This window comes from Terrihalobacillus insolitus, from assembly GCF_028416575.1.
In the GTDB taxonomy this organism is placed as follows: domain Bacteria; phylum Bacillota; class Bacilli; order Bacillales; family Amphibacillaceae; genus Terrihalobacillus; species Terrihalobacillus insolitus.
Window position 1 is genome coordinate 70938 of sequence record NZ_JAMQKB010000001.1, and the last position, 23722, is coordinate 94659.

25 protein-coding genes and 2 riboswitches are annotated in these 23722 nt (G+C 38.4%); of the genes, 4 read left to right on the top strand and 21 right to left on the bottom strand.

Annotated elements, in window-relative coordinates; translation table 11 throughout:
• Positions 1–65: 65 nt before the first annotated feature.
• From sufB to NC797_RS00465, 17 genes are all read right to left on the bottom strand, one after another.
• Positions 66–1463: a Fe-S cluster assembly protein SufB gene (gene sufB, locus NC797_RS00385; protein ID WP_272434597.1), complete on the bottom strand. Its 1398-nt coding sequence runs from the start codon at positions 1461–1463 to the stop codon at positions 66–68.
• A 26-nt stretch (positions 1464–1489) separates the two neighbouring features.
• On the bottom strand, positions 1490–1936 hold the full coding sequence (gene sufU, locus NC797_RS00390; RefSeq protein WP_272434599.1) for a Fe-S cluster assembly sulfur transfer protein SufU: 447 nt from the start codon (positions 1934–1936) through the stop codon (positions 1490–1492).
• A complete protein-coding gene (locus tag NC797_RS00395) occupies positions 1926–3146 on the bottom strand; it encodes a cysteine desulfurase (protein ID WP_272434600.1) in 1221 nt (406 codons plus the stop codon). Before NC797_RS00395 ends, sufU begins: the two co-directional genes overlap by 11 nt.
• Complete coding sequence (gene sufD / locus NC797_RS00400) at positions 3146–4453, bottom strand: Fe-S cluster assembly protein SufD (RefSeq protein ID WP_272434601.1); 1308 nt, start codon at positions 4451–4453, stop codon at positions 3146–3148. Before sufD ends, NC797_RS00395 begins: the two co-directional genes overlap by 1 nt.
• A gap of 16 nt (positions 4454–4469) precedes the next feature.
• Positions 4470–5255, bottom strand: a complete 786-nt coding sequence (gene sufC / locus NC797_RS00405; protein ID WP_272434602.1) for a Fe-S cluster assembly ATPase SufC — start codon at positions 5253–5255, stop codon at positions 4470–4472.
• Between the two features lie 332 nt (positions 5256–5587).
• Complete coding sequence (locus NC797_RS00410; RefSeq protein ID WP_272434603.1) at positions 5588–5758, bottom strand: hypothetical protein; 171 nt, start codon at positions 5756–5758, stop codon at positions 5588–5590.
• 328 nt (positions 5759–6086) lie between these two features.
• The gene (locus NC797_RS00415) at positions 6087–6974 is read right to left on the bottom strand and encodes a MetQ/NlpA family ABC transporter substrate-binding protein (protein WP_272434604.1); all 888 of its coding nucleotides are present in this window, start codon (positions 6972–6974) and stop codon (positions 6087–6089) included.
• A 123-nt stretch (positions 6975–7097) separates the two neighbouring features.
• Positions 7098–7766, bottom strand: a complete 669-nt coding sequence (locus NC797_RS00420; RefSeq protein WP_272434605.1) for a methionine ABC transporter permease — start codon at positions 7764–7766, stop codon at positions 7098–7100.
• Positions 7759–8784, bottom strand: a complete 1026-nt coding sequence (locus NC797_RS00425) for a methionine ABC transporter ATP-binding protein (protein WP_272434606.1) — start codon at positions 8782–8784, stop codon at positions 7759–7761. Before NC797_RS00425 ends, NC797_RS00420 begins: the two co-directional genes overlap by 8 nt.
• Positions 8785–8859: 75 nt before the next feature.
• A riboswitch (SAM riboswitch) is annotated at positions 8860–8968 on the bottom strand.
• 163 nt (positions 8969–9131) lie between these two features.
• Positions 9132–9446: a thioredoxin family protein gene (locus NC797_RS00430; protein ID WP_272434607.1), complete on the bottom strand. Its 315-nt coding sequence runs from the start codon at positions 9444–9446 to the stop codon at positions 9132–9134.
• An 11-nt stretch (positions 9447–9457) separates the two neighbouring features.
• On the bottom strand, positions 9458–9808 hold the full coding sequence (locus NC797_RS00435; protein ID WP_272434608.1) for a toprim domain-containing protein: 351 nt from the start codon (positions 9806–9808) through the stop codon (positions 9458–9460).
• 163 nt (positions 9809–9971) lie between these two features.
• Complete coding sequence (gene gcvH, locus NC797_RS00440) at positions 9972–10358, bottom strand: glycine cleavage system protein GcvH (protein WP_272434609.1); 387 nt, start codon at positions 10356–10358, stop codon at positions 9972–9974.
• A 134-nt stretch (positions 10359–10492) separates the two neighbouring features.
• Positions 10493–10849: an arsenate reductase family protein gene (locus tag NC797_RS00445; protein WP_272434610.1), complete on the bottom strand. Its 357-nt coding sequence runs from the start codon at positions 10847–10849 to the stop codon at positions 10493–10495.
• A 220-nt stretch (positions 10850–11069) separates the two neighbouring features.
• Complete coding sequence (locus NC797_RS00450) at positions 11070–12854, bottom strand: acyl-CoA dehydrogenase family protein (RefSeq protein ID WP_272434613.1); 1785 nt, start codon at positions 12852–12854, stop codon at positions 11070–11072.
• Positions 12855–12871: 17 nt separating this feature from the next.
• Entirely contained in the window at positions 12872–14047 is a 1176-nt protein-coding gene (locus NC797_RS00455) for an acetyl-CoA C-acetyltransferase (protein WP_272434614.1), read from the bottom strand.
• 23 nt (positions 14048–14070) lie between these two features.
• Positions 14071–16470 carry a 3-hydroxyacyl-CoA dehydrogenase/enoyl-CoA hydratase family protein gene (locus NC797_RS00460; protein ID WP_272434615.1) on the bottom strand — a complete coding sequence of 800 codons (2400 nt, stop codon included), beginning with the start codon at positions 16468–16470 and terminating at the stop codon, positions 14071–14073.
• Positions 16471–16803: 333 nt separating this feature from the next.
• The gene (locus NC797_RS00465; RefSeq protein WP_272434616.1) at positions 16804–17721 is read right to left on the bottom strand and encodes a proline dehydrogenase; all 918 of its coding nucleotides are present in this window, start codon (positions 17719–17721) and stop codon (positions 16804–16806) included.
• 326 nt (positions 17722–18047) lie between these two features.
• Positions 18048–18134, top strand: a riboswitch (cyclic di-GMP riboswitch).
• Positions 18135–18550: 416 nt separating this feature from the next.
• On the opposite strand from NC797_RS00465, the gene NC797_RS00470 reads away from it, so the two are divergent.
• The 3 genes from NC797_RS00470 to NC797_RS00480 all read left to right on the top strand — a co-directional run bounded on the left by NC797_RS00470 (position 18551) and on the right by NC797_RS00480 (position 20276).
• Positions 18551–18841: a helix-turn-helix domain-containing protein gene (locus NC797_RS00470; RefSeq protein ID WP_272434617.1), complete on the top strand. Its 291-nt coding sequence runs from the start codon at positions 18551–18553 to the stop codon at positions 18839–18841.
• Positions 18842–18884: 43 nt separating this feature from the next.
• Positions 18885–19694: an HD-GYP domain-containing protein gene (locus NC797_RS00475; RefSeq protein WP_272434619.1), complete on the top strand. Its 810-nt coding sequence runs from the start codon at positions 18885–18887 to the stop codon at positions 19692–19694.
• 126 nt (positions 19695–19820) lie between these two features.
• A complete protein-coding gene (locus tag NC797_RS00480) occupies positions 19821–20276 on the top strand; it encodes a GtrA family protein (RefSeq protein WP_272434620.1) in 456 nt (151 codons plus the stop codon).
• 17 nt (positions 20277–20293) lie between these two features.
• On the opposite strand, the gene NC797_RS00485 is transcribed toward NC797_RS00480, so the two are convergent.
• Both NC797_RS00485 and NC797_RS00490 read right to left on the bottom strand, forming a co-directional pair.
• Positions 20294–20608 carry a DMT family transporter gene (locus tag NC797_RS00485; RefSeq protein ID WP_272434622.1) on the bottom strand — a complete coding sequence of 105 codons (315 nt, stop codon included), beginning with the start codon at positions 20606–20608 and terminating at the stop codon, positions 20294–20296.
• Complete coding sequence (locus NC797_RS00490) at positions 20609–20965, bottom strand: DMT family transporter (RefSeq protein WP_272434623.1); 357 nt, start codon at positions 20963–20965, stop codon at positions 20609–20611.
• Positions 20966–21083: 118 nt separating this feature from the next.
• Between NC797_RS00490 and NC797_RS00495 the strand changes: the two genes are divergently transcribed.
• Positions 21084–21290, top strand: coding sequence for a DUF1657 domain-containing protein (locus NC797_RS00495; protein ID WP_334313176.1), 207 nt, complete (start codon positions 21084–21086; stop codon positions 21288–21290).
• A gap of 34 nt (positions 21291–21324) precedes the next feature.
• On the opposite strand, the gene NC797_RS00500 is transcribed toward NC797_RS00495, so the two are convergent.
• Together NC797_RS00500 and NC797_RS00505 are read right to left on the bottom strand one after the other, a co-directional pair.
• On the bottom strand, positions 21325–21744 hold the full coding sequence (locus NC797_RS00500) for a universal stress protein (protein WP_272434625.1): 420 nt from the start codon (positions 21742–21744) through the stop codon (positions 21325–21327).
• A gap of 227 nt (positions 21745–21971) precedes the next feature.
• Positions 21972–23444, bottom strand: coding sequence for a SulP family inorganic anion transporter (locus NC797_RS00505; protein WP_272434626.1), 1473 nt, complete (start codon positions 23442–23444; stop codon positions 21972–21974).
• Positions 23445–23722: the final 278 nt, after the last annotated feature.

The following is a 23722-nucleotide window of genomic DNA, read 5'->3' on the forward strand; positions in this document are numbered from 1 at the left end:
AAAAAGACACTAAATTAACAAACAACCCCTGCCACAAACTCTGCTGTGACAGGGGTTTTAAAGTCTTACCCGATTGAACCTTCCATCTCGAACTTGATCAAGCGGTTCATCTCAACTGCATATTCCATTGGCAATTCTTTCGTAAATGGTTCGATAAATCCCATTACGATCATTTCGGTTGCTTCGGTCTCTGAAATGCCACGGCTCATTAAATAAAAGAGCTGCTCCTCAGAAACTTTGGAAACCTTTGCCTCGTGCTCAAGTGAGATGTTTTCGTTTAAAATTTCATTGTATGGAATCGTATCGGACGTTGATTTATTATCCATAATTAACGTGTCACACTCAACATTGGAGCGTGCACCTTCTGCTTTGCGTCCAAACTGAACAATCCCACGATACGTTACCTTACCACCGTGTTTTGAAATCGACTTTGATACAATCGTTGAAGAGGTGTTTGGTGCAAGGTGGTGCATTTTCGCACCTGCATCCTGGTGTTGTCCTTTACCTGCTATTGCAATGGATAATGTCATCCCTCTTGCGCCTTCCCCTTTAAGGATCACCGCAGGATATTTCATTGTAAGCTTAGAGCCAATGTTTCCATCGACCCATTCCATTGTTGCATTCGCATCACATGTCGCACGTTTTGTTACAAGATTATATACATTATTTGCCCAGTTTTGGATTGTTGTATAACGGCAATACGCATCCTTTTTAACAAAAATTTCAACTACAGCACTGTGCAAGGAATTTGTTGTATACACTGGAGCTGTACAGCCTTCCACATAATGGACAGATGCACCTTCATCAACAATAATAAGCGTTCGTTCAAATTGTCCCATATTTTCTGAATTAATTCGGAAATATGCCTGTAATGGAGTTTCTGATTTGACCCCTTTTGGTACGTAGATAAAGGATCCACCTGACCAAACCGCTGAGTTTAATGCTGAGAATTTATTATCAGACGGAGGAATAACCTTTCCAAAGTATTCCTTGAAGAGATCCTCATTTTCTTTTAAAGCAGTGTCCGTATCTTTAAAGATAATACCCATTTCTTCTAAATCTTCTTGTAAACTATGGTATACCACTTCAGATTCATATTGTGCAGATACACCGGCAAGATATTTCTGCTCAGCTTCTGGAATACCTAATTTATCAAACGTATTTTTTATTTCTTCGGGCACTTCATCCCAAGAACGTTCTGATTTCTCAGAAGGCTTGACATAATACGTAATTTCATCAAAATCAAGTTCTGATAGGTCACCACCCCATTGTGGCATTGGCATTTTATAAAAATACTCTAATGATTTTAATCTAAAATCGAGCATCCATTGTGGTTCTTCCTTAATTCTAGAAATTTCTTCAACTACTTTTTTGGTTAACCCTTTTTCAGTTCGAAAAATAGAAACGTCTTTCTCATGGAAACCATATTTGTATTCTCCTACTTCGGGCGCTTTTTTCGCCATGAATGAAAACCTCCTTTAAGGTTAAGTTATTCACTAACCTCTTCTTCACTGACACCTTTTTCGAATGCCTGCCATGCCAGCGTTGCACACTTTATTCTAGCCGGAAACTTGGAAACACCTTGTAATGCCTGTATGTCTTCTAGTTCTAAACCATCCTCATCAATGTCTTTTCCAACCATCATATCCGAGAAAAGTTTTGACATTTTTAACGCATCCTGTACTTCTTTTCCTTTAATGGCCTGCGTCATCATCGAAGCAGAGGACAGGCTGATTGAACAACCTTCTCCTTCAAACTTTGCATCTTTTACGATCCCATCTTCCACTAATATATGAAGTTGTATTCGATCTCCACAAGTCGGATTGTTCATATCGATCGTCATCGATTCCTTATCCAAGGAGCCCCGATTTCGTGGATTTTTGTAATGATCCATGATTACTTGTCTATACAACGTATCGAGGTTATCAAAAGACATCACCAAAATACTCCTTTGCTTTCCTTAATCCATCCACAAGCCGATCGATATCCTCATTTGTATTGTAAAGATAAAAACTTGCCCTTGCAGTGGCTGTCACTTCCAACCATTTCATCAAAGGTTGTGCACAATGGTGCCCCGCTCGTATGGCTATTCCCATTGAGTCAAGCACGGTTGCAGTATCGTGTGGATGAACCTGATCTAGGTTAAATGTAACGAGCGAAGATCTTTCAGTTGGCCCATAGATCGTTAAGCCGTCGATTAAGCTTAACTTTTCCATGGCATAGGATGCTAATTCATGTTCATGTGATGCAATTGTATCAAATCCTACCTGATTTAGAAAGTCTATTGCAGCACCTAATCCAATTGCACCTGCAATTATCGGCGTGCCACCTTCAAATTTCCACGGTAGGTCTTTCCATGTGGAATCATAGAGATTAACAAAATCAATCATTTCTCCGCCGAATTCAACTGGTTCCATGTTCTTTAATAATTCTTTTTTCCCATATAGTACACCAATTCCAGTAGGACCACACATCTTATGTGCCGAAAAGGCAAAGAAATCACAGTTTAAGTCTTGAACATCAATCTTCATATGTGGTGCACTTTGTGCGCCATCTACAAGCATGACAGCACCATGATCGTGTGCTATTTCTGCTACATCTTTAACTGGATTCACAGTTCCAAGTACATTCGACACGTGCACCATTGCAACGATCTTCGTGTTATTCGTAACCGTTGTTTTTACATCTTCTAATGTAACAGTACCGTCCGGTTGAAGCGGGATATATTTCAACGTCGCACCTGTTGCTTTAGCTACTTGTTGCCATGGAATAATGTTGCTATGATGTTCCATTGGTGTGATGACAATTTCATCGCCTTCTCCAAGGTTCGCTCTTGCATAACTATACGCAACTGTGTTAATCGATGTTGTTGTACCTCTAGTAAAAATAACTTCTTCCCTACTTGAGGCATTGATAAAGTCTTTTACTTTATCTCTAGCACCTTCATATTTGTCTGTTGCCCTTGTTCCGAGAGTGTGTACACCTCGATGGACATTTGAATTATCTTTTTTATAATACGTGTCAATGGCTTCTATAACGGCTAATGGTTTATGAGAGGTTGCTGACGAATCCAAGTAGACTAATGGGTTACCATTTACTTCTTGGTCAAGAATAGGGAACTGCTCTCTAATGGCCTTTACATCCATTAGTTAACCTTCCTTTCAATGACCTGTGTTAATTGATCCTTCACTGCTTTTATCGGAATTTGATTTACTACTGGATTTAAGAAACCATGGATAATTAACCGTTCCGCTTCCATTTTAGAAATACCCCGGCTCATAAGGTAATACAGTTGAACAGGATCCACTCTTCCAACAGATGCTGCGTGACCAGCAGTAACATCATCCTCATCAATTAATAGGATTGGATTTGCGTCCCCTCTAGCATTCTTACTTAACATTAGTACGCGTGACTCTTGCTCTGCATTGGATTTTGTTGCACCGTGCTCGATTTTACCAATCCCATTATAAATAGAGACTGCGCTATCCTTCATAACACCGTGCTGCAAAATATAACCGTCCGATTGTTTTCCAAAATGAACGATTTTTGAAGTGAAATTTTGAGACTGTTTCCCCCGTCCAACAGAAACACTTTTTGCATTCGAACGTGCATTTTCTCCAACTAAATGTGTAATATTTTCAGATACTGTATTTCCGTCATTCATTTGACCAAGTGCCCAATCGATTACAGCATCCCGATAAGCAACACCACGGCGATTGACATAGGTAGTTGTTCCCTGTGCAAAATTATCGACTGCACCAAAGGAAATGTTTGCGTTGTTATGCGCAATTACCTCGGTAACAATGTTCGCTACTGTCTCGTCTTCGTGATTGTTGGATACGTAATTTTCTACATATGTTAAAGAACTATTTTCCTCTGCCACAACAATCACATGATTAAATGAGGCTGCTTTTGAATCTTCTTGCCAAAAAATCGTATGCAACGGCTCTTCAATTACTACATTTTTTGGAACGTACACGAATACACCGCCATTCATTAAGGCCGCGTGTAATGCAGTCAAACGATTTTCATCGATCCCAACTGCATCCTTCATGTAATATCTTTTCACAAGTTCTTCATTTTCTTGCAAAGCTGTAAATATATCTGTAAAAATAACTCCTTTTTCTTTAAGTGAAGCAGAAAGAGAAGCAAACGCTACAGACTGATTTCTTTGAATAACCAAATTTTCTTGTTTCGCTTCAGAATCAAGAAAGTCTTTAATTTGCTCAGGCAATTCATCTAAAGATGTTAGAGTAGCCCCATCTACTGCATGTGTAAAATCGCTGAAGTTCCACTTCGTAATATTGGTTTTATCCGGTTTTGGCATTGAAAGCGTCTCTGATTTTTCCAATGCATAAAGGCGCAAAGACTTCATCCATTCCGGTTCTAAACGGTTTTCTGAGTACTCGTTTATATAATCTTTATCATATGGCAGCTTTGTTTCCACGGTCATGATACCCCTCCTTACCTTACGCGTTTTGTTCAACAGTTTCGTCTTCAATACCTAATTCGGCCTTGATCCAATCATAGCCTTCCGCTTCTAGCCTTTGGGCTAGCTCTGGTCCACCTGACTTCACAACACGACCTTGCATCATAACATGCACTTTATCTGGTGTGATATAGTTAAGTAGTCTTTGATAGTGCGTAATAATGAGACAGCCAAATGACTCATCACGAAGCTTGTTAATACCTTTTGAAACAACCTTTAAGGCATCAATATCAAGTCCTGAGTCTATTTCATCTAAAATGGCAATCTCTGGCTTGATCATCATTAATTGAAGAATTTCGTTTCGTTTTTTCTCTCCACCTGAGAATCCTTCGTTCAAATAACGTTGTGCCATATTTTTATCGATTTCAAGATAGTCCATAGCTTCGTCCATTTCTTTAATAAACTTCATCAACGAAATCTCATTACCTTCTTCTCTTCTCGCATTAATAGAAGAACGTAAAAAATCAGAATTGGTCACACCGCTGATTTCACTTGGGTATTGCATAGCAAGAAAAAGTCCAGCCTGTGCACGTTCATCGACTTCCATTTCTAAGACGTCTTTTCCGTCTAAAAAGATGCTCCCTTGTGTAATCTCATATTTAGGGTGCCCCATTATTGCAGAAGCAAGTGTAGATTTACCTGTACCATTTGGTCCCATTACCGCGTGGAATTCTCCACCCTTTATTGTAAGATTCACACCCTTTAAAATTTTCTCGTCCTCAATGGACACATGAAGATCCTTGATTTCTAATGTAGATCCAGCCATATTGATACCTCCAATTAAACTATTTGTTAGAAAATGAGCAACACTATGATTCAGAGATAGTCTCATCATCTTATAATGAAATGGAACAATGTTTTTTCGTCCATTCTCAATCTATTCTCATTACAATCTTATATCATTTCAAATCTATATTCAACTTTTACCGACTAATCTACAAATGACCAATTTCTATAGAAAAAAAGGAACACCTAAACCTATTATGGACAAACCGTTCGTATCCTAATAGTGTGTGCACTATTTTCTTTTAAAAGTAAACAAACAACGCAAAACCCTTGTCACCATGGTTGGTAACAAGGGTTTTACGCCTGAAACGTTTACCTGTGTAATTGACGATCTACTTCAGCGTAGATTTGCTGACTTCTCTTATAGCTACTTTGCCTTTTCTTTTCAATATCTAATCTTTTTTCAAGCTTTCTGCTATACTCTGCATACCCCACTCCATGAGATTGCTGCATAGCCTTTTCCATTTCAGCGGTATAAGTCAATTCTAAACCACTATTTGTAATAATAAATCCATCCCTTCTGAATGTTTACAAAAATAAGTTTACCACAGAGATGAATTTTTCAACAATATGGATAATGCCTTACAATTCATACTGAAGAGGGTTGTGTATTGGTGTGATGAATATACGAACGGTGTAAGTAAAAATCTTTTAATATACTTATAATTGCTATTATATGCTCGATAACTGAAGACGGATATAATAAAAGCGCGGGTGCTCACGCAACACGAAAACAAAATAAGCGACTCAACTATTAAGGTTGAGTCGCTTATCCTTCTAAGATGTTTCAGCTTGCTGGAAAGAGTTCGCTTTATTCTCCTTCAGTTGGAGCTGGTACAATATTTCCTTGGAATTCTTCCTTAATAAAGTTTTGAATTTCTTCAGATTGCAACACTTCAACTAATGTTTTTAGTGCTTCATTATCTTTATCTTCTGATCTTGCAGCAACAACGTTCACGTAAGGAGATTTAGCACCTTCAATGAAAAGAGAATCTTCGGTAGGATTTAAATCTGCCTCAATTGCATAATTAGTGTTAATCGCTACCAATGCATCTTCTTCTTTATCATACATTTCAGGGAGAAGCGCTGCTTCAACACTTGGATCAAAATTCAGGTTTTTCGGATTTTCTACGATATCATCAATCTTTGCACTGACCTTGTCAACGCCTTCCTTTAGTTTTATGAGACCTTGTTCTTCAAACAAAGCTAGAATACGACCGTGGTCAGGAATCGAACGGCTGATAATTACGGTTGTTCCATCTGGGATTTCATCTACACTTTTTATGTTCTTAGAATAAACGCCCATTGGTTCAATATGAATGCCACCAAGATTTACAAAATCATAGCCAAACTCTTCCTCTTGATCGTTTAGATATGGAACGTGTTGGAAATAGTTCGCATCTAAAGTTCCATTTGCTAAATCTTTATTCGGAAAAATATAATCTTGATATTGCTCGATTTTTAACGTAATGCCTTTTTCAGCTAAAAGTGGCTTTGCTTCTTCTAAGATAACAGCATGTGGTGTACTAGATGCACCAACGACTATTTCTGTATTTTCTTGTGTTTCTTCCGTTGCCTCGCCACCGTTTTCTTCTGTTGAGTCACTTCCTGTTTGTGTTTCTTCACCTTCATTAGAACCACATGCAGCTAACACGACAACGAATAATGCTGTTAAAAGTAATGCTAGTATTTTTTTCATTTTAATAACTCCCCTTTTTATTTTTTCTATATTTACCTAAGCGCAAGTTGTTCACCTACGTATTTAGGGTATTTCCTTTCATTATTAACACTATTTTCCTAGACGTGCGATACAGGTGAAAGATTATCTTTTATCGAGCTTATTCGTAATCCAATCCCCAGTAAACTGAAAAATAAATACGATTAATACGATCAATACGGTACAAATGAATACAACATCTGTTGCTCTTCTTTGAAATCCATAGTAGTATGCGAAATCACCTAATCCTCCAGCACCGATCACACCAGCAATGGCCGTGTAACCGATCAAGGCAATCCCAGTAACTGTAAGATTTGAAACGAGACCAGGCATGGACTCTGGCAAAAGCACCTTGAAAATAATGGTACGTGTTTTGGCTCCCATTGCCGAGGCTGCTTCAATTACACCCTTGTCGACTTCCCTCAAGCTTACCTCAACCAACCGTCCGTAAAATGGAGCTGCTCCTATGATTAAAGCGGGTAAAGCGGCGTTTGGCCCGCGAATGGAACCAACCAAAAAATCTGTAAATGGAAGTAATAAAATAATTAAAATAATAAATGGGATCGCCCTTAAAATATTAACGGTAGCTGACACGATCACATGTAGTATTTTGTTTTCCCAAATACCATTCTTTGTTGTCAAATAAAGTAATAATCCTAACAAAATTCCGAGAACAAACGTACCAACTAAAGAAATAATCGTCATATATAATGTTTCATAGGATGCGATCCACAATTCATTCCAATTTGCATTAGGAAATAATTGCTTAATCATGTAACCCCACCTCCACTTTTACCGAGGTTGAGGTGATAAAATCAATTGCCTTTTGAATTTCAGACTCTTCACCATCGAAATGAACAAACAGTGTGCCATACGCACCTTTTTGCGTTTGGGTGATTTTGCCTTGTAAAATATTTGCTTGCACATCAAATTGTTTTGCAACTGTACTAATAATTGCTTGATTTGTGATTTCTCCTACAAAATGAAGCCTGACAACTTTACCAGTTGTATAGGATTGTGTGATCTTATCTAGTGCATCGTCCTGTTCCCTATCCCCCATCACCTGTTCAACAAATCTTTTTGTTACCGGAAGTTTTGGGTGAAGGAACACATCCAATACATCCCCTTGTTCCACAACTTTCCCTGCTTCCATCACTGCTACACGATGACAAATCTTTCTGATTACGTGCATTTCATGTGTAATCAGTATGATGGTGAGTCCTAATTTTTGGTTGATATCAACGAGCAGATTGAGTATGGAGTCTGTCGTTTCAGGATCCAATGCTGAAGTCGCTTCGTCACATAGTAGTACCTTTGGATTGTTCGCTAAAGCTCGAGCAATACCAACCCGTTGCTTTTGTCCACCACTTAACTGCGATGGATAGGCGTCCCCACGTCCTGACAGACCTACTAAATCAATGAGCTCATCTACACGCTTTATCCGTTCTGCCTTAGGAACCCCAGCAATTTCTAATGGAAAAGCGATATTTTCATGGACGGTTCTAGACCAAAGCAAATTAAAATGCTGAAAGATCATCCCGATTCCTTGTCTTGAAACGCGTAGCTGATCTTTAGATAAGGCCGTAATTTCTTCCTCATCGATCATGATCTTTCCAGAGGTTGGATTTTCCAGTCTATTCATTAAACGAATAAAGGTACTTTTCCCAGCACCGCTGTAACCGATCACCCCGAAAATTTCACCTTTTTTTACATCTAAATCAAGGTCATCTACAGCTTTTATTTGATTTAACTTCGTATGATAGATTTTTGTTAATCCCCTGATTGATATCATAATAGCTTCCTCCTAAACTAAAAAGTCTTTCTGTCCAAGAGAACAGAAAGACGCAAATCACTTATGTCTTCAGTTCCCTCATCTGCCAAAGCACATAGCTCTGCAGGAATTGGCACCTTTCCAAGCATTGCTTGACGGTTGCCGGGCTTCATCGGGCCAGTCCCTCCACCTCTCTCGATAAGAGATACGTATGAATTTTTACTTTCCAATAATATAGAAGGATTTTAGCATGATAGAATCAGAGTGTCAACAACGGTAAAAATAAATAGAGTATTCATATAAATTCGACGACGAATAGTCAGGGCAAAAGTTCTGATAAGGGCATCTTTATTTCTTGGGAAATAATTTCACTTTCCGACATGGATATACGCTTTTAAAAGATCATAAAGATATGGTACAGACTGAAACGCATATATTTTTCTTTCCACCTCTCCGTTAACGATAATCATTAAACATGGTATACTTTCCACTTTGTGATCTTGCAGGAATTGAGGGTAAATGGAGCCATTCATATCATAAAATATATTCTTATCCAACGTGATTTCAATTGTTTCCAGCATTGTGCGAGCTAACTTGCATGTACCACAAAGTGGGGTGTGGATAAAAATGATTGCTGTTTGATCCGACATTATTTCATGTACACTTTCTTGAAATGTTATCATTTAATCACCTGTCATGATAAAAATATTGGATGGATTGAAATTCGTTTACTTAGTAATACTGCTGCAAGTTCCTGTGCTGGGGTTGCCGCAACCTCTCGATATGCCCTATCAATATAGATATGGTCGGCATGTGGTAGTTCAAAGGACAATTGTTTTCTTAGTTTATGACCCGAATAATCCTCATCAACAAGAATATAGACGTCTTTATGATCAAGATCATGATCTAAAATAAGTTGTTCAAGTCGATCAATTCCGATTGTTCCATTCGTACATATAATTTCAACATCTTCTGCTATAATTTTACTTATTTGCTGTTTATCTGTGCGACCCTCTACAATGATAACTTTATCTTCCTTCTCCACACAGTCCACCTACTTATGCACAAAATATTATTTTCCATGTGATGATGGAAAGAATCCCTTGCCATTTTATTGGAGCAAGGGATTAAAGTTTTTTCACTACTATTTTATTTTGGTTTTGAGACTTTCATGCCTATAGAGGTTGTTCAAAAAGTCACCTATCGTATTAATCCTCTTCATTGATGAGTTGTTCATATTGTTCAGCTGTCATTAGCTCGTCAACATCAGACAAGTTGGCAGGCTCTACTACAATCATCCATGCTTTCTCAAATGGCGATTCATTGACAAACTCTGGGCTATCCTCGAGTTCTTCATTAACCTGAATAACTTTCCCACTAATTGGTGCGTACAATTCTGAAACGGTTTTGACCGATTCCACACTGCCAAAGGGCTCGTCCGCTTCAATCTCATCTCCTTCTTGCGGTAATTCAACAAATACAATGTCTCCTAATTCTGATTGAGCAAATTCCGTAATCCCAATCCTTACTTTGCTGTCTTCTAACTTAACCCATTCATGTTCCTCCGTGTAACGCAAATCTTTTGGTAGACTCATCTATTACCCTCCAATTTTTTAGTCAAAGACCTTATGTATGAATATAAAAGCTTATTGCTTCTATTTCCAATTATTTGTTTCAAATTTTCAACCTTACCTTTTTAAATGCACTTATTTTCCTATACTAGTATAGACTAAATCCAGGTATTGTTAAACTCCTCTTCTTTAAAACCAACTGTTGCATTTTTTCCGTCTGTTACGATTGGACGCTTGATCAGCATGCCGTCTGAAGCTAATAATAAAAGCTGTTCCTCTTCGGTTGCTGTTTTTAATTTATCCTTTAAGCCCAGCTCTCGATACTTTTTTCCACTTGTATTGAAAAATTTTTTGATCGGTTGTTCACTTTTCGCAATAAAATCAGCAAGCTGATCTTTTGATGGTGGTTCCTCTACAATATGTATTGGATTGTAGGTCACGTTATGTTCATCCATCCATTTTTTCGCTTTTTTACACGTATCACAATTCGGATACCAATAAAATGTAACAGACATAAGCATATTCCCCCCTTAATCAGTTGTGTTAAACAAGTTCATTTTACCACAAATTACTTTTCGTTTTCATATAAGAGGTTGTTCAAGAAGCCATCGATTGATCACAAGGATTAGAAAAGCCTAAACCGCTATACGATTTAGGCGTCTGATCATATGTTATGTTTTCCTGGGATAACGAAACTGATAACCCTAAGACAAGAATCCTCAAACTTTCCATTCATTACACGATATACTTTTCTTCTTCTATAATACTTGCTGCAATTTCACGTTTCTTCGCGATGACGTTTGTAGGATCATGGCGTGTAAGCTTCCTTAATGCGGATAGCATCATACGTAGTGTGTCACCTGATTCACTAGCAATTAATGTCTCTTTAGCATTTGCTTCAACACGATTGAATGCCTCTTGAACATACACTTCCGTATAAAGAATCTTTTGTTTGTTTTTTTCTAACCCGTTTTTATTTATTGCTTTCTCTGTTCGTAAGATGGCAGACTCCATGTTGTATATTTCTCCGACTATGTCAGCAATATTTACTAGTAGTTCTTGTTCATTCTCCAACTTTTGCCCGTATTTCTGTGCTGCCAAGCCAGCTGCCACAAGCCCTATTTTCTTTGCGTTTTTAAGCAAGTATTTTTCTTGTTCAAGTGTCTCTGTTCCAACTTCCTCTGGCATCATCATCATGAGTTCTTCTTGTAAGGACTGCGCTTTTTGTAGGAGAGGCAATTCTCCTTTCATTGCCTTTTTCAAAAGGGATCCAGGTACGAGCATCCGATTGATTTCATTTGTACCTTCAAAAATCCGGTTGATTCGAGAATCGCGGTACATCCGCTCTACCTCATATTCTTGCATGAATCCATACCCACCATGCAACTGAACCGCTTCATCTGCAACATAGTCAAGTAATTCCGTACAAAACACTTTGTTTAGTGAGCACTCGATTTGGTATTCGGCAATTACTTTCGCAACTTCCTTCCCATCATTTAAAGCGTCTTGGCTAAGGTTCCCAAGACTTTGTTCAAATAGGCCCACCGTACGATATACGGCACTTTCATTAGCATATGTGTTTGCTGCCATCGTTGCTAGTTTTTCTTTCGTTAATGAAAAACTAGATATTGGTGTGTTAAACTGTCTTCTTTGATTGGTATATTTAACAGCAAGCTCAATTCCGAGTTTTGAGCCACCGACTCCACCAATCGCTAGCTTATAACGACCTACATTTAGGATATTAAATGCGATCACATGACCACGGCCTATTTCACCTAACACATTTTCAACTGGAACCTCTACATCTTCTAAAATCAACGTTCTTGTTGAAGAACTTTTTATTCCCATTTTCTTCTCTTCTGGACCTGTGGACAGCCCTGGGAAGTCTCGTTCCACGATAAAAGCTGTAAATTTATCCCCATCAATTTTGGCATACACAACAAAAACATCTGCGAATGCCGAATTTGTAATCCATTGTTTTTCACCGTTTAAAATGTAATGTGTCCCCGCTTCATTTAGCTTTGCTGTTGTTTTAGCTCCGAGAGCATCGGAACCCGAGCCTGGCTCTGTTAGTGCATATGCTGCCAATTTTTCTCCTGTTGCAAGCTGTGGAAGGTATTTTTGTTTTTGTGCTTCGTTTCCAAAGAATACGATTGGTAATGATCCAATGCCAACGTGTGCACCATGTGAGACAGAAAAGCCACCCGCTCTTGAAAGTTTTTCCGTAATAAGGGATGAACTTATCTTATCTAAGCCAAGACCACCGTACTCCTCTGGCACATCTGCCCCTAATAATCCAAGTTCCCCTGCTTGCTTTAACAGCTTTACGGAGTGGTCAAACTCGTGATTTTCTAAATTGTCTACTTTTGGTAATACCTCACCAATAACAAAATCCTCTGTTGTTTTTGCAATCATCCAATGCTCATCCGTAAAATCTTCGGGTGTAATCACATCCTCCGCCTGAAGATCCTCGATTAAAAAGCCGCCACCTTTAAAGAACTTTTCTTTTGTTTCGTCCATTGGTCTCTACCCCTTTTTTATAATAATTCAAATACGCCAGCGGCACCCATACCGCCGCCAATACACATGGTAACGACACCAAATTGTTCTTGACGACGCCTCATTTCATAAATTAAACTTAGGGTTAATTTTGTACCCGTACAGCCTAGTGGATGCCCTAATGCAATCGCACCACCATTCACATTCACCTTTTCCTCATCAAGACCGAGCTCTCGAATCACCCTTAGTGACTGTGATGCAAAAGCCTCATTCAGTTCAAACAATCCAATGTCCGAAAGCTGCAGTCCTGCTATTTTAAGTGCTTTTGGAATGGCTTTGATCGGGCCAACTCCCATAATTTCTGGCTCCACCCCTGCTACTGCAAACCCATGAAACTTCACAAGTGGCTTTAGTCCTTCTGCCACTGCTTTTTCCCTGTCCATGAGAAGTACGGCGGCAGCGCCGTCACTCATTTGCGACGAATTTCCTGCTGTAACCGAACCGTTGACGGAAAAAGCGGGTTTTAATTTTGCTAATCCTTCGGGCGTTGTATCACGTCTTACGCCTTCATCTTGTTTAAAAAGAAATGTTTTTTCCACTACTTTGTTGTCTACACCTAGTTCACGAGTCGTCACTTCAACTGGAACGACTTCTTCATCAAATTTGCCTTCATCGATTGCTTTCGCAGCTCTTGCATGGCTTCTTGCTGCAAATGCGTCTTGATCTACTCTAGAAACATCAAAACGACTCGCTACCTCCTCTGCTGTGTGCCCCATTGACATATAGTACCCTGGAGCGTTCTGTACAAGTTCTAGATTCGGTTTAATAACATGGCCTCCCATAGGAATAAGACTCATAGATTCGGCACCACCTGCAACTACCGTATCACTGTGCCCAAGCATGATTCTTTCTGCTCCAAAAGCAATACTTTGAAGTCCGGAAGAGCAATAACGATTGATCGTAATTCCTGGGATGTCATGTGATAGCCCAGCTAAGCCAGCTATATTTCTCGCCATATTCATGCCTTGTTCTGCTTCAGGCATTGCACACCCAATGATGACATCATCAATCGACCCAGCATATCCACCCGCACGTTTTAATGTTTCTTTAATTGTCAATGCAGCTAAATCGTCTGGTCTTGTATTCGCCAATGATCCCTTTTTGGCTTTTCCTACAGGGGTTCTTGCACCTGCAACAATAACTGCTTCTTTCACTTTTTTTCCCCCTTGTTTACAAATTAGTTACGTAGTGGTTTTCCTTTCAAGAGCATATGCTGCATTCTTTCTTGTGTCTTTCGCTCACCAATTAAACTCAAAAATGCTTCACGCTCTAAATCTAGCAAATACTGTTCGTCTACCAATGTACCTTCCTTTAATCTTCCACCAGCAAGGACAAAAGCTAATTTATCCGCAATTTTCAAATCATGATCTGATGCATACCCACTTTGAACTAGTGATTTCGCCCCCAATAACATCGTTGCATATCCTGCTTCTCCAACAACTGGGATGGGCTCCCTTTTAGGGCTCTTATATCCAGCAGTAGCTAACCCTAACACTTTTTGTTTTGCGTCATAGATAAGATGATCTGAATTGACGCTAATGGCATCCTGTTTGTTTAGAAAGCCGTTTTCTCTAGCTTCTTCAGCAGAAGTCGAAACTTTGGCTAACGCTATTTTTTCAAACACTTCATTTGTTACTTTTTGAAGATCAAGGTTTACTCCTAGTGGTAAATGTTTGATATGCTTTATATAGAGCTCCTTGTTACCCCCGCCACCAGGGATAAGTCCAACACCGAATTCCACTAAACCCATGTACGTTTCTTGCGATGCTTGGATCGAGCTTGCTGGTAAACAAACCTCTGCTCCACCACCTAAAGTCATTCCAAATGGTGCTGCTACAACTGGTTTATTCGCATATTTTATTTTCATCATGGCATTTTGAAATTGCTTTACAACCATTTCGATTTCAAAAAAGTTCGCATCCTGTGCCTCCATTAGCATCATGGCTAAATTTGCTCCAACACAGAAGTTCTTCCCTTGGTTACCAATTACAAGTCCTTCGTAATTCTTTCCCACTTCATCAATGGCAAAATGAACCATTTGAATGATGTCCATACCAATCGCATTGTTTTGCGAGTGAAATTCTAATCCCGCTACACCATCCCCTAAATCGATTAAACTTGCTCCACTGTTCTTCTTAATAACGCCGTTTTCTGCCTTTAATCGTTTAAGATGAATCTCCTTTTTGTTAAAGGATTGTTGCTTGTAAGTGCCATTATCATAAAAAGCGACACGAGCTCCTTCTTTTTTATAAAATGACTCGTAACCATTATCTAGCATTTCATGGATCCATCGAGGTACTGTATATCCTTCTGCTTCCATTCTTGCAACAGATTCTCCTACGCCGATCGCATCCCACATTTCAAATGGGCCTATTTCCCAACCAAATCCCCATTTCATCGCATCATCAATTGAAGGAATGTCATCCGCAATCTCACCTAAAAGTTCAGCAGAATAGCGTAAGACAGGGTGGGCAATGTTCCAAATGAGATCACCTGCCCGATCACCTTTTGTTGAAATAAGCGCTTTCAATTTTCTCCTTGAGCCTTTCTCTTGTTTGGCCAGCTCTGTTGCTTTTGTTTTCAATTTTTTTCGGTTTTCATACTCAAGCGTAGTAGGATTTAATTCGAGTATCGTACTCTTTCCTTTTTCTTTTTTCTTCAAGAAAAACCCTTGCCCGCTTTTAGCACCTAGCCATCCGTTATCTTGCATCGTTTTCATGAATGACGGAACTTCAAATACTTCCTTTTCCACTCCATCGACCTGATCATACACATTTTTTGCTACATGAATAAAGGTATCCAAACCGACAACATCAAGGGTGCGAAAGGTTGCACTTTTTGGCCTACCAATTAATGGTCCGGTTACAGAGTCCACTTCCCCAACGCTATACCCGTTCTTGAGCATTTCTTGAACTGTGATAAGCAGTCCATAAGTACCTATTCTATTTGCGATAAAGTTAGGTGTATCCTTCGCTTGAACCACCCCTTTACCAAGAACATCCTCACCAAACTTCTTCATAAACTGCAAGACATCTGGAGCCGTATCCTTCGTCGGAATAACTTCCAATAGCTTTAAGTAGCGTGGCGGATTAAAAAAGTGTGTTCCAAGGAAATGCTTTCGGAATTCTGGTGATCGATCCTCAATCATTTTTTCTACAGAAATACCAGAAGTGTTTGAAGTTACAATCGTGCCTTCCTTCCGATATTTTTCCACCTCTGCAAAGACCTTCTTTTTAATAGGTAGATGTTCAACAACTACTTCAATAATCCAATCCACTTCATAGAGGCGCTCCATGTCATCTTCCATATTGCCTACATCAATGAGTTCTAAATTTTGTTTACTTGTAATGGGTGATGGCTTTTGTTTTAGTAAAGCTTTTTTGCTGTTAGCGGCGATCCGATTTCTTACCTCTTTATCTTCAAGGGTTAATCCTTTTTGTTGTTCCTCGGCCGTTAACGTTCTCGGAACAATATCAAGCATTATGGTTGGTATCCCCACATTTGCTAGGTGTGCCGCAATTCCTGATCCCATTACACCCGATCCTAGCACTGCTGCGCGCTTGATTATTCGACTCATTTTATTTCCCCCTATCATTTTGAATGAATACTCATTCATTTTTGCTCTGAAAAAAAGAAGATAGTTCCCCATCTACACATTTCTTCCTATTGGTGTCTTAATTTCCTTACAACTTAAGTAAACTTCTGATGTTAGTATAAAATACTTTCTGACATTTCGCAATCCTTTTCTTTATTTTTATAACCAGGTCCACTTGAATTTTTGGTACATTTGGATTTTCGGGCGATTGTTAAAACGCTAGACCATTGGGGCGAAAATTGGATTCTAAGCCAACGAAAGACGGCATTCCAAATGCCGTCTTTGCACTGGCAGCAACCTAAAGCTAAAGTCCTTCTATTTTTTAAAAATTCCTTTTAAAACAAAGGCGACATTAGCTGGGCGCTCAGCTAATCTTCGCATAAAGTAACCATACCAATCATCCCCGTACGGTACATACACACGCATTTTATAGCCTTCTTTGACTAATTCGTCTTGACGATCTGTTCGAATTCCATATAACATTTGAAATTCAAATTGATCTCTCGGAATTTTATGTTCTTTTTCAACCATTTTCGTAAATTCAATCATTGCATCATCATGGGTCGCAACTGCTGTGTAATTTCCATTTAACATATGCATTTTTATGATCTTTTTATAATTATCATCCGTATCTTTTTTATCTGGAAACGCAACTTTAGGTGACTCTTTATATGCACCCTTAACAAGACGAAGATTAGGGCTATACTTGTTAAGGTCTTCTATGTCATCAACGGTACGGTACAAATACGCCTGTAAAACCGTGCCAATGCCGTCATATTCTTCTTTCAATTTTTTGAAAATATCAAGTGTTTTCTGGGAACGCTCGAAATCCTCCATATCAATTGTGACAAACACTTGATGTTTCTTCCCCGCATCCAATATCTTACGCATGTTTTCCATGACGAGTTCATCAGATATATCTAATCCCATAGAGGTCATCTTAAGTGAAAGCTGTGAATCGAGTCCGTGTTTTGAGATAGCTTCAATTGCTTCAACACATTCATCTGCAGCTTGCTTTGCTTCATCCTCACTCTCAATAAACTCTCCTAAGTGGTCAATCGTAACAACCAATCCCTGATCATTAAGCTTTTGAATGATCTTTGTTGCATCTGCAATCGTTTCTCCAGCAACAAAACGAGCAGCTCCAAACCGAAGTCCGTATTTTTTTGCAAGCTTTGTGAAAAATTTATTTTTCGACAAAAATAAAAAAAAGTTGCGTAAAAGTTGCTCCATGTAAACCCCTCCTAGGTCGTCTCCTAATCTGTTACTCTAACAACTTGTATCCTATAGTAAAAGTGCTTTTATCATTTTATCATTATTTTCTATTTTCAGGTATACAAAAGGATTAAATAGTTTCCTTTATTTTTACCCAATTCCTCCAAAATACCTACTACACATAGGTCTATTGCTCCTTATCAATTGGCAATATTTCCGATATTGTACTTTTATAGTGCATTTCGTCGATTCGTGTCACTTATATCGGGTGGAAAAATGCATTTATTTTGCAATATTATAGAAAAAAGAACTTAACTAGGTAATTTAACCTACAAAATGAATTATTCGAACAAAGGCAAAACTGTTGAAAAACAGTGACGCAAAACTATAGGGACTACGGCATGAATTTGCTAAGTCAGCCAGTTGCTCGGAGATAGTGTACTTTGGCTACCTCTGTGGGGTAGCCTTTTTATATTCAAGAGGATGTTCAAAAAGTCACCAAATGATAAGCGGCGCATCTCGGGCCCACACGATGTGGGTCATGCAGGCGTTGCCACAAGACGTGGCGGTCTTAGCCTGTATTCCTTAAATGGCTTGTTTCTCCGTTCCTTGGAAAAGAAATCCGCTTTTCCTGCGTGCGAAGTTTATTCGGGGAAGCATTCCTTTTGCTCACGTATTAAAAGCATATCCTCAGAAAAAGAAGAACACTTTTTCTTCGTGCGAGGTAATGCTTTCGAAGCAACAAGCTTTCGCTGCGCTACTCAAAACTACGCCGCCTCGACCTGCTTGCTTCTAATTTGTCGAATTTTTGAACACGCACTTTAAGTATTTTACGAGGGGGATGAACATGCTTACGCAAACCAAAACGGATGAGGTGGTACTATTGCAAAGACTTGGCGATAAACTAAAATATCATCGTTTAGAAAAAGGGTTCACACAAGAGAATCTTTCAGCGGTTGCAGGATTTTCTAGGTCTTATTATACGGAAATTGAAACAGGGAAAAGAAATGTGTCCATTTTAAATTTGAATAAAATTTCTGTCGCTCTCGGTATACCTTTAAACATTTTGTTAGATATGGAGGAACGAACAGATCGTAAACAGTACAAAAACAGTCTTCAAATGAACATTTTTTCATAATAGAGGATGTTCAAAATGTGGTTGATAAAAGGGGGCAAAACAATTGCGAAAACGAATGCAAAATAAACACACAAGCATTGTCTTAGGAGAGAACCCTTTCGATGACGATTTACTGAACGACGGGACTAATGGATTAGCTCAGCATCAGGAACATGTACACATACAAAAAATAGAAGAACTGTTCTTTCAAAATCTTGCAGTCGTGGGTCGCGAGCATCGGTACGGACAACTACTACAAAATAATGAGACTATTGCTTTGTTAAAAAACATTTACATCCACGTTCACCAAGCATATGGGTTCCATTCGATGACGGAACAACTAAAAAATTGGGATTCCTATGCCTATATTCATTCTTTTGATGTTTTTGTGCTTGGAACATTGCTAGCCAAAAAACATGCTGCAAATAACTTAATCGAGTGTGCGGCAGGCTATCTCTTTCATGACATCGGAAAATTAATGATATCCCAGGAAATTTTACACAAGAACGGGAAGCTCACCTTTCAAGAATTTGACTCCATTAAGCGACATACGTTGGAAGGAGCATCGATACTTGACGACTATGGCCTTACAAGCTTAGCACCTTTTGCACGCTCACATCATGAAAGACTAGATGGATCCGGTTACCCTGATCGTCATACGTCTGAAGCAATCAATTTGGAATTAAGAATATTAATGATTGTTGATGTTTATTCTGCTCTAACATTAAAACGCCCTTATAAAGATGAAATTCCAGCTCATGAGGCGCTTCAAATTTTAATACGGGATGCTGGAAAATTTGACTCATTTATTTTATCAAGCTTCATTCATTCCTTAAATATCTACCATGCCAAGTCAAAAGCGTTCTTGATGTAAATAATCTTATCTTATTAATTGTTCCTTTTCGTTGGACTTTGTTAGAATAAGGTATCGGTATTATTTTATTTATGAGAGAAAATGGCATACTAATGTAGACACCACTAGAGGAAAGCGATTGGTAATATGGCACAAAAAACAAAAATACAAATTATACAATTCAGCTTTATTGGCATTGCTAATGCACTTATTGATATCGGTTCACTAAATGTACTATTATTTTTATGGCCAACAGAAGGTGCATCAACCCTGTTAATTTTCAATACGATTTCCTATACATTAGCGATTATAAATAGCTATATTTGGAATTCCAAATATACGTTTAGCCACAGGGCCAATTTTAATTATAAACAGATTGGCTTATTTACATTTCAGGCCTTGATTGCATTACTTGTTAGTAACTTAGTTTTTATTGGGTTTTACGAACTTCTGAAGGATGGGTTCTTTATCCAAGTTCCTAAATTTATCAACCATAATATTTCTAAGGGAGTGGCTATGTTTTTATCTTCATCTACGAGTTATTTATTGATGCGATACCTTGTATTTCGGAAGAGCAAGCCTGCAAAAGACGTAAAATCATAAATAGGATAACGCCAGTGCTAATCGATTAATTTCAGCCCTACTGCAGCGGTCAATACGAGTCCGATACATAGAATTCGTTTCCAATCATGTGCTTCATTATAAAAAATGATTCCAATTATGACACTGCCAACGGTGCCGATGCCAGTCCAAATAGCATATGCTGTACTCATTGTGATGCTTTCCATTGCAAGTGATAAAAAAACGAAACTTGAGGTAAATCCGCCCAAGAGAATTGCGTAAGAGAGCACATTTTTGCTTCGATTGATTTGATTAATTCCTATAACCCCTAGTGTTTCTGAAATCCCAGCAATAACTAACAAAACCCATGCCATTTACGAATAACCCTCCTCTTTCTCATCTTTATGTTCGCTATATGAAGCTGTTTTAAGACCGATAATACCAGCAAGTAGTAGTCCAATTAATAACACTTTTGCAAGCTTAAAGGGTGCCCCAAACAAGATGATTTCTAGAGTGGTCGTTCCCGCAGTTCCAATTCCAGTAAAGACAGCATAAGCAGTTCCAACTGGGAGTTGTTTCGAGGCAATGATCAACAAATACATACTTACAAAAATGGCAAAAACAGTTCCGACCCACTCCAACCCGTTGGAAGCGTGTTTTAAGCCAATAACCCAGCCAATTTCAAAAATACCAGCAATTATTACGATGAACCAATGATTATTTCTTCTCAAATAGAATTCCTCCTATCCCTCTACAATGAGCATCAAAAATCCTACTAATTCTAACAAATGACAAGACATAATACCAGCTGAACAGGGAAACCTTAATAAAGAACCAGAGGAGGTGGCAGTGTTGACAGTAGGAACAAAAATTCAACAGACAATTTCTAGCTGTGAAAGCGTGTTGGCTAATTTGCATAGTTTTTCATTGGAAACACAAGATCAAGCAGCAAAACAAATGTTTCAGAATCTAGGAAATCAACAGCAACAAATTTTAGACAATTTGAACGCCCGTTTACAGTATATCGAAACACAAGAACCACAATATAAACAATAAAGAAAGTAGGTGGGGAATTTCCGTATTTCTCCACCTACTTTACGATCATTACTGGACAATTAGCACGTTTCGCCACCTTATGGCTTACACTTCCTAACACCATTTCCTGTAGGGAGTTCAATCCTCTGCTGCCAATAACACATATGTCTATGTTATTCCCATTTGCATATTTGACAATGGCAGGTCCTGGCTCTCCATGCAAAATTTTCACTTCATATGCAATACTAGCTTTTTTTATTTTCTGTTCCGTAAGTAATAATTTTTCTTTTCTTCGTTGATCAATTTCAATTGGATTCGAGTGGTGTAATACATCAGATTTAGACTTGGAGCTATCTACTATGTATACAATTGTAATCACAGCATCTGGATTATGCTTAGCTAATAAAATTGCCTTATCTGTTGCCCGAAGTGCATGATTTGATCCATCAGAAGCTAAAAGGATTGCGTTAAACATGCATTGACCTCCAATAAATTATGTTTCAATCATTATAACATTCAAGCTGAAGAACTTTCATATAAAAATACACCCCTTTATAAAAGGAGTGTACATTCTAAAGCGAACTCGTTTCAGCAAGCTGAAACATCGGGGAATCAGATGGAGTCTCGACTCCACCTGATTGGAAGTTCCCAACTACGCTTCGCTTAGAGGTGGGGGTCTAAAACCCTAAAATCATTTTAAAATTAATGATTCGCTATTTTAACATTTTCTTTGTTGTAAACGGCTCTCTTTTTAATTAACGTTGAGCTATCTTCGTTTAGTCCAAGAACATGCACTATTGTTCCATTTTCTTTATATTTCAACACAATTTTATCAATTGCTCCTACTGCTGAGTCATCCCATAAATGTGCATTTTTCAAATCAAGATCGATCATGTCAATATCCTCTTTAAAGTCAAAGCAGTTCACAAAGTCGGTAACGGATGCGAAAAAGAGTTGGCCGTGAACATGGTATATTTTCTTTTTCCCACCTTCCACCATTATGCTTTTAACATCGACTTTCGAGATCTTAGCTGCAAAGAAGATGGCACTTAATATTATTCCTGCAAATACCCCTTTTGATAAGTCGTGTGTCCATACAACTGTTACTACAGTTACAATCATTACAACCGCATCTGACTTAGGCATTAAATGAATCGTTGTTAATGATGACCAATCAAATGTTCCAATCGACACCATAATCATTACGCCAACAAGCGCAGCCATCGGAATCTGCACAAGTAGGTCATTAAAAACAAGTATAAGAATCATCAAAAAAACACCTGCTGTCAACGTAGACAGTCGACCATTACCACCTGACTTAACGTTGATTACCGATTGACCGATCATCGCGCAACCTGCCATTCCACCAAAAAAACCTGTTACAATGTTTGCTGCACCTTGTCCTTTTGCTTCCTTATTTTTGTTACTTTCGGTGTCTGTCATGTCATCAACAATCTGTGCCGTAAGAAAAGATTCAAGCAGGCCAACAATAGCAAGGGCTAAAGAAACCGGAAAAATAATCATTAGTGTTTCAAGTGTTAAAGGAATACTAGGAATTAGAAAAATAGGTAATGCCTGTGTTAACTCCCCCATATCTCCAACAGTTCTTACTTCACTACCTGTGTAAATTGCTACGATCGTAATTACTATAATTGCCACCAATGGGGACGGGACTATTTTTGTTAATTTAGGTAAAAGATAAATAACTACTAAAGCTCCACCTACCATAGCGTACATTTGCCAAGACTCACCAACAAAATGCTCTAACTGCGCCATAAAAATTAAAATAGCAAGAGCATTGACAAATCCAATCATGACAGATCGAGGAACAAATTTCATGAATTTCGCAATTTTTAAATATCCCATCACAATTTGAATAATCCCTGTTAAAATAGTGGCTGCTAGTAAATACTGCAAACCATAATCAGCTACTAATGTAACCATTAACAACGCCATTGCACCAGTTGCTGCAGAGATCATTGCAGGTCGACCACCAACAAAAGAAATGATGACAGCAATGCAAAAAGAGGCATACAGACCAACCATTGGGTCAACACCAGCAATAATGGAAAAAGCTATCGCCTCTGGAATAAGCGCAAGTGCAACAACCATCCCTGCCAAAACATCGCCTTTAACATTCCCAAACCAATTTTGTTTTATCGATTCAATATTCAATTCTACACCTCTCTGTATTTTAACATTCAAAAGGGATAGTCAGGCCGTGGCGTCGGATTGCCTGAAACCTTTTGATTAAACATGAATCAGACTTTCATCTTTATGAAAGCCAATACCGTTTATAACAAAATGAAGTGTAACATGTCGTGATTTAATTCCAAAATGCCATGTAAGCGTCTATCATCATTCTTTTTCTTTTATTTACTTGTCTTTTCTTATGTTTTTGACCTCAGATTACTACTTTAAAAATAACACTCGCCTTTCCCTGTATTTGGAAT

What these genes read in the sequence shown, in the direction of transcription:
- gcvH (WP_272434609.1), bottom strand. Translation starts at nt 10,358, where the DNA reads ATGAGTCTACCAAAAGATTTGCGTTACACGGAGGAACATGAATGGGTT.
- NC797_RS00395 (WP_272434600.1), bottom strand. Translation starts at nt 3,146, where the DNA reads ATGGATGTAAAGGCCATTAGAGAGCAGTTCCCTATTCTTGACCAAGAA.
- NC797_RS00425 (WP_272434606.1), bottom strand. Translation starts at nt 8,784, where the DNA reads ATGATATCAATCAGGGGATTAACAAAAATCTATCATACGAAGTTAAAT.
- NC797_RS00450 (WP_272434613.1), bottom strand. Translation starts at nt 12,854, where the DNA reads ATGGACGAAACAAAAGAAAAGTTCTTTAAAGGTGGCGGCTTTTTAATC.
- NC797_RS00465 (WP_272434616.1), bottom strand. Translation starts at nt 17,721, where the DNA reads ATGGAGCAACTTTTACGCAACTTTTTTTTATTTTTGTCGAAAAATAAA.
- sufC (WP_272434602.1), bottom strand. Translation starts at nt 5,255, where the DNA reads ATGGCTGGATCTACATTAGAAATCAAGGATCTTCATGTGTCCATTGAG.
- NC797_RS00470 (WP_272434617.1), top strand. Translation starts at nt 18,551, where the DNA reads ATGCTTACGCAAACCAAAACGGATGAGGTGGTACTATTGCAAAGACTT.
- sufB (WP_272434597.1), bottom strand. Translation starts at nt 1,463, where the DNA reads ATGGCGAAAAAAGCGCCCGAAGTAGGAGAATACAAATATGGTTTCCAT.
- sufD (WP_272434601.1), bottom strand. Translation starts at nt 4,453, where the DNA reads ATGACCGTGGAAACAAAGCTGCCATATGATAAAGATTATATAAACGAG.
- NC797_RS00480 (WP_272434620.1), top strand. Translation starts at nt 19,821, where the DNA reads ATGGCACAAAAAACAAAAATACAAATTATACAATTCAGCTTTATTGGC.
- NC797_RS00420 (WP_272434605.1), bottom strand. Translation starts at nt 7,766, where the DNA reads ATGATTAAGCAATTATTTCCTAATGCAAATTGGAATGAATTGTGGATC.
- NC797_RS00500 (WP_272434625.1), bottom strand. Translation starts at nt 21,744, where the DNA reads ATGTTTAACGCAATCCTTTTAGCTTCTGATGGATCAAATCATGCACTT.
- NC797_RS00485 (WP_272434622.1), bottom strand. Translation starts at nt 20,608, where the DNA reads ATGGCATGGGTTTTGTTAGTTATTGCTGGGATTTCAGAAACACTAGGG.
- NC797_RS00415 (WP_272434604.1), bottom strand. Translation starts at nt 6,974, where the DNA reads ATGAAAAAAATACTAGCATTACTTTTAACAGCATTATTCGTTGTCGTG.
- sufU (WP_272434599.1), bottom strand. Translation starts at nt 1,936, where the DNA reads ATGTCTTTTGATAACCTCGATACGTTGTATAGACAAGTAATCATGGAT.
- NC797_RS00460 (WP_272434615.1), bottom strand. Translation starts at nt 16,470, where the DNA reads ATGAGTCGAATAATCAAGCGCGCAGCAGTGCTAGGATCGGGTGTAATG.
- NC797_RS00445 (WP_272434610.1), bottom strand. Translation starts at nt 10,849, where the DNA reads ATGTCTGTTACATTTTATTGGTATCCGAATTGTGATACGTGTAAAAAA.
- NC797_RS00430 (WP_272434607.1), bottom strand. Translation starts at nt 9,446, where the DNA reads ATGATAACATTTCAAGAAAGTGTACATGAAATAATGTCGGATCAAACA.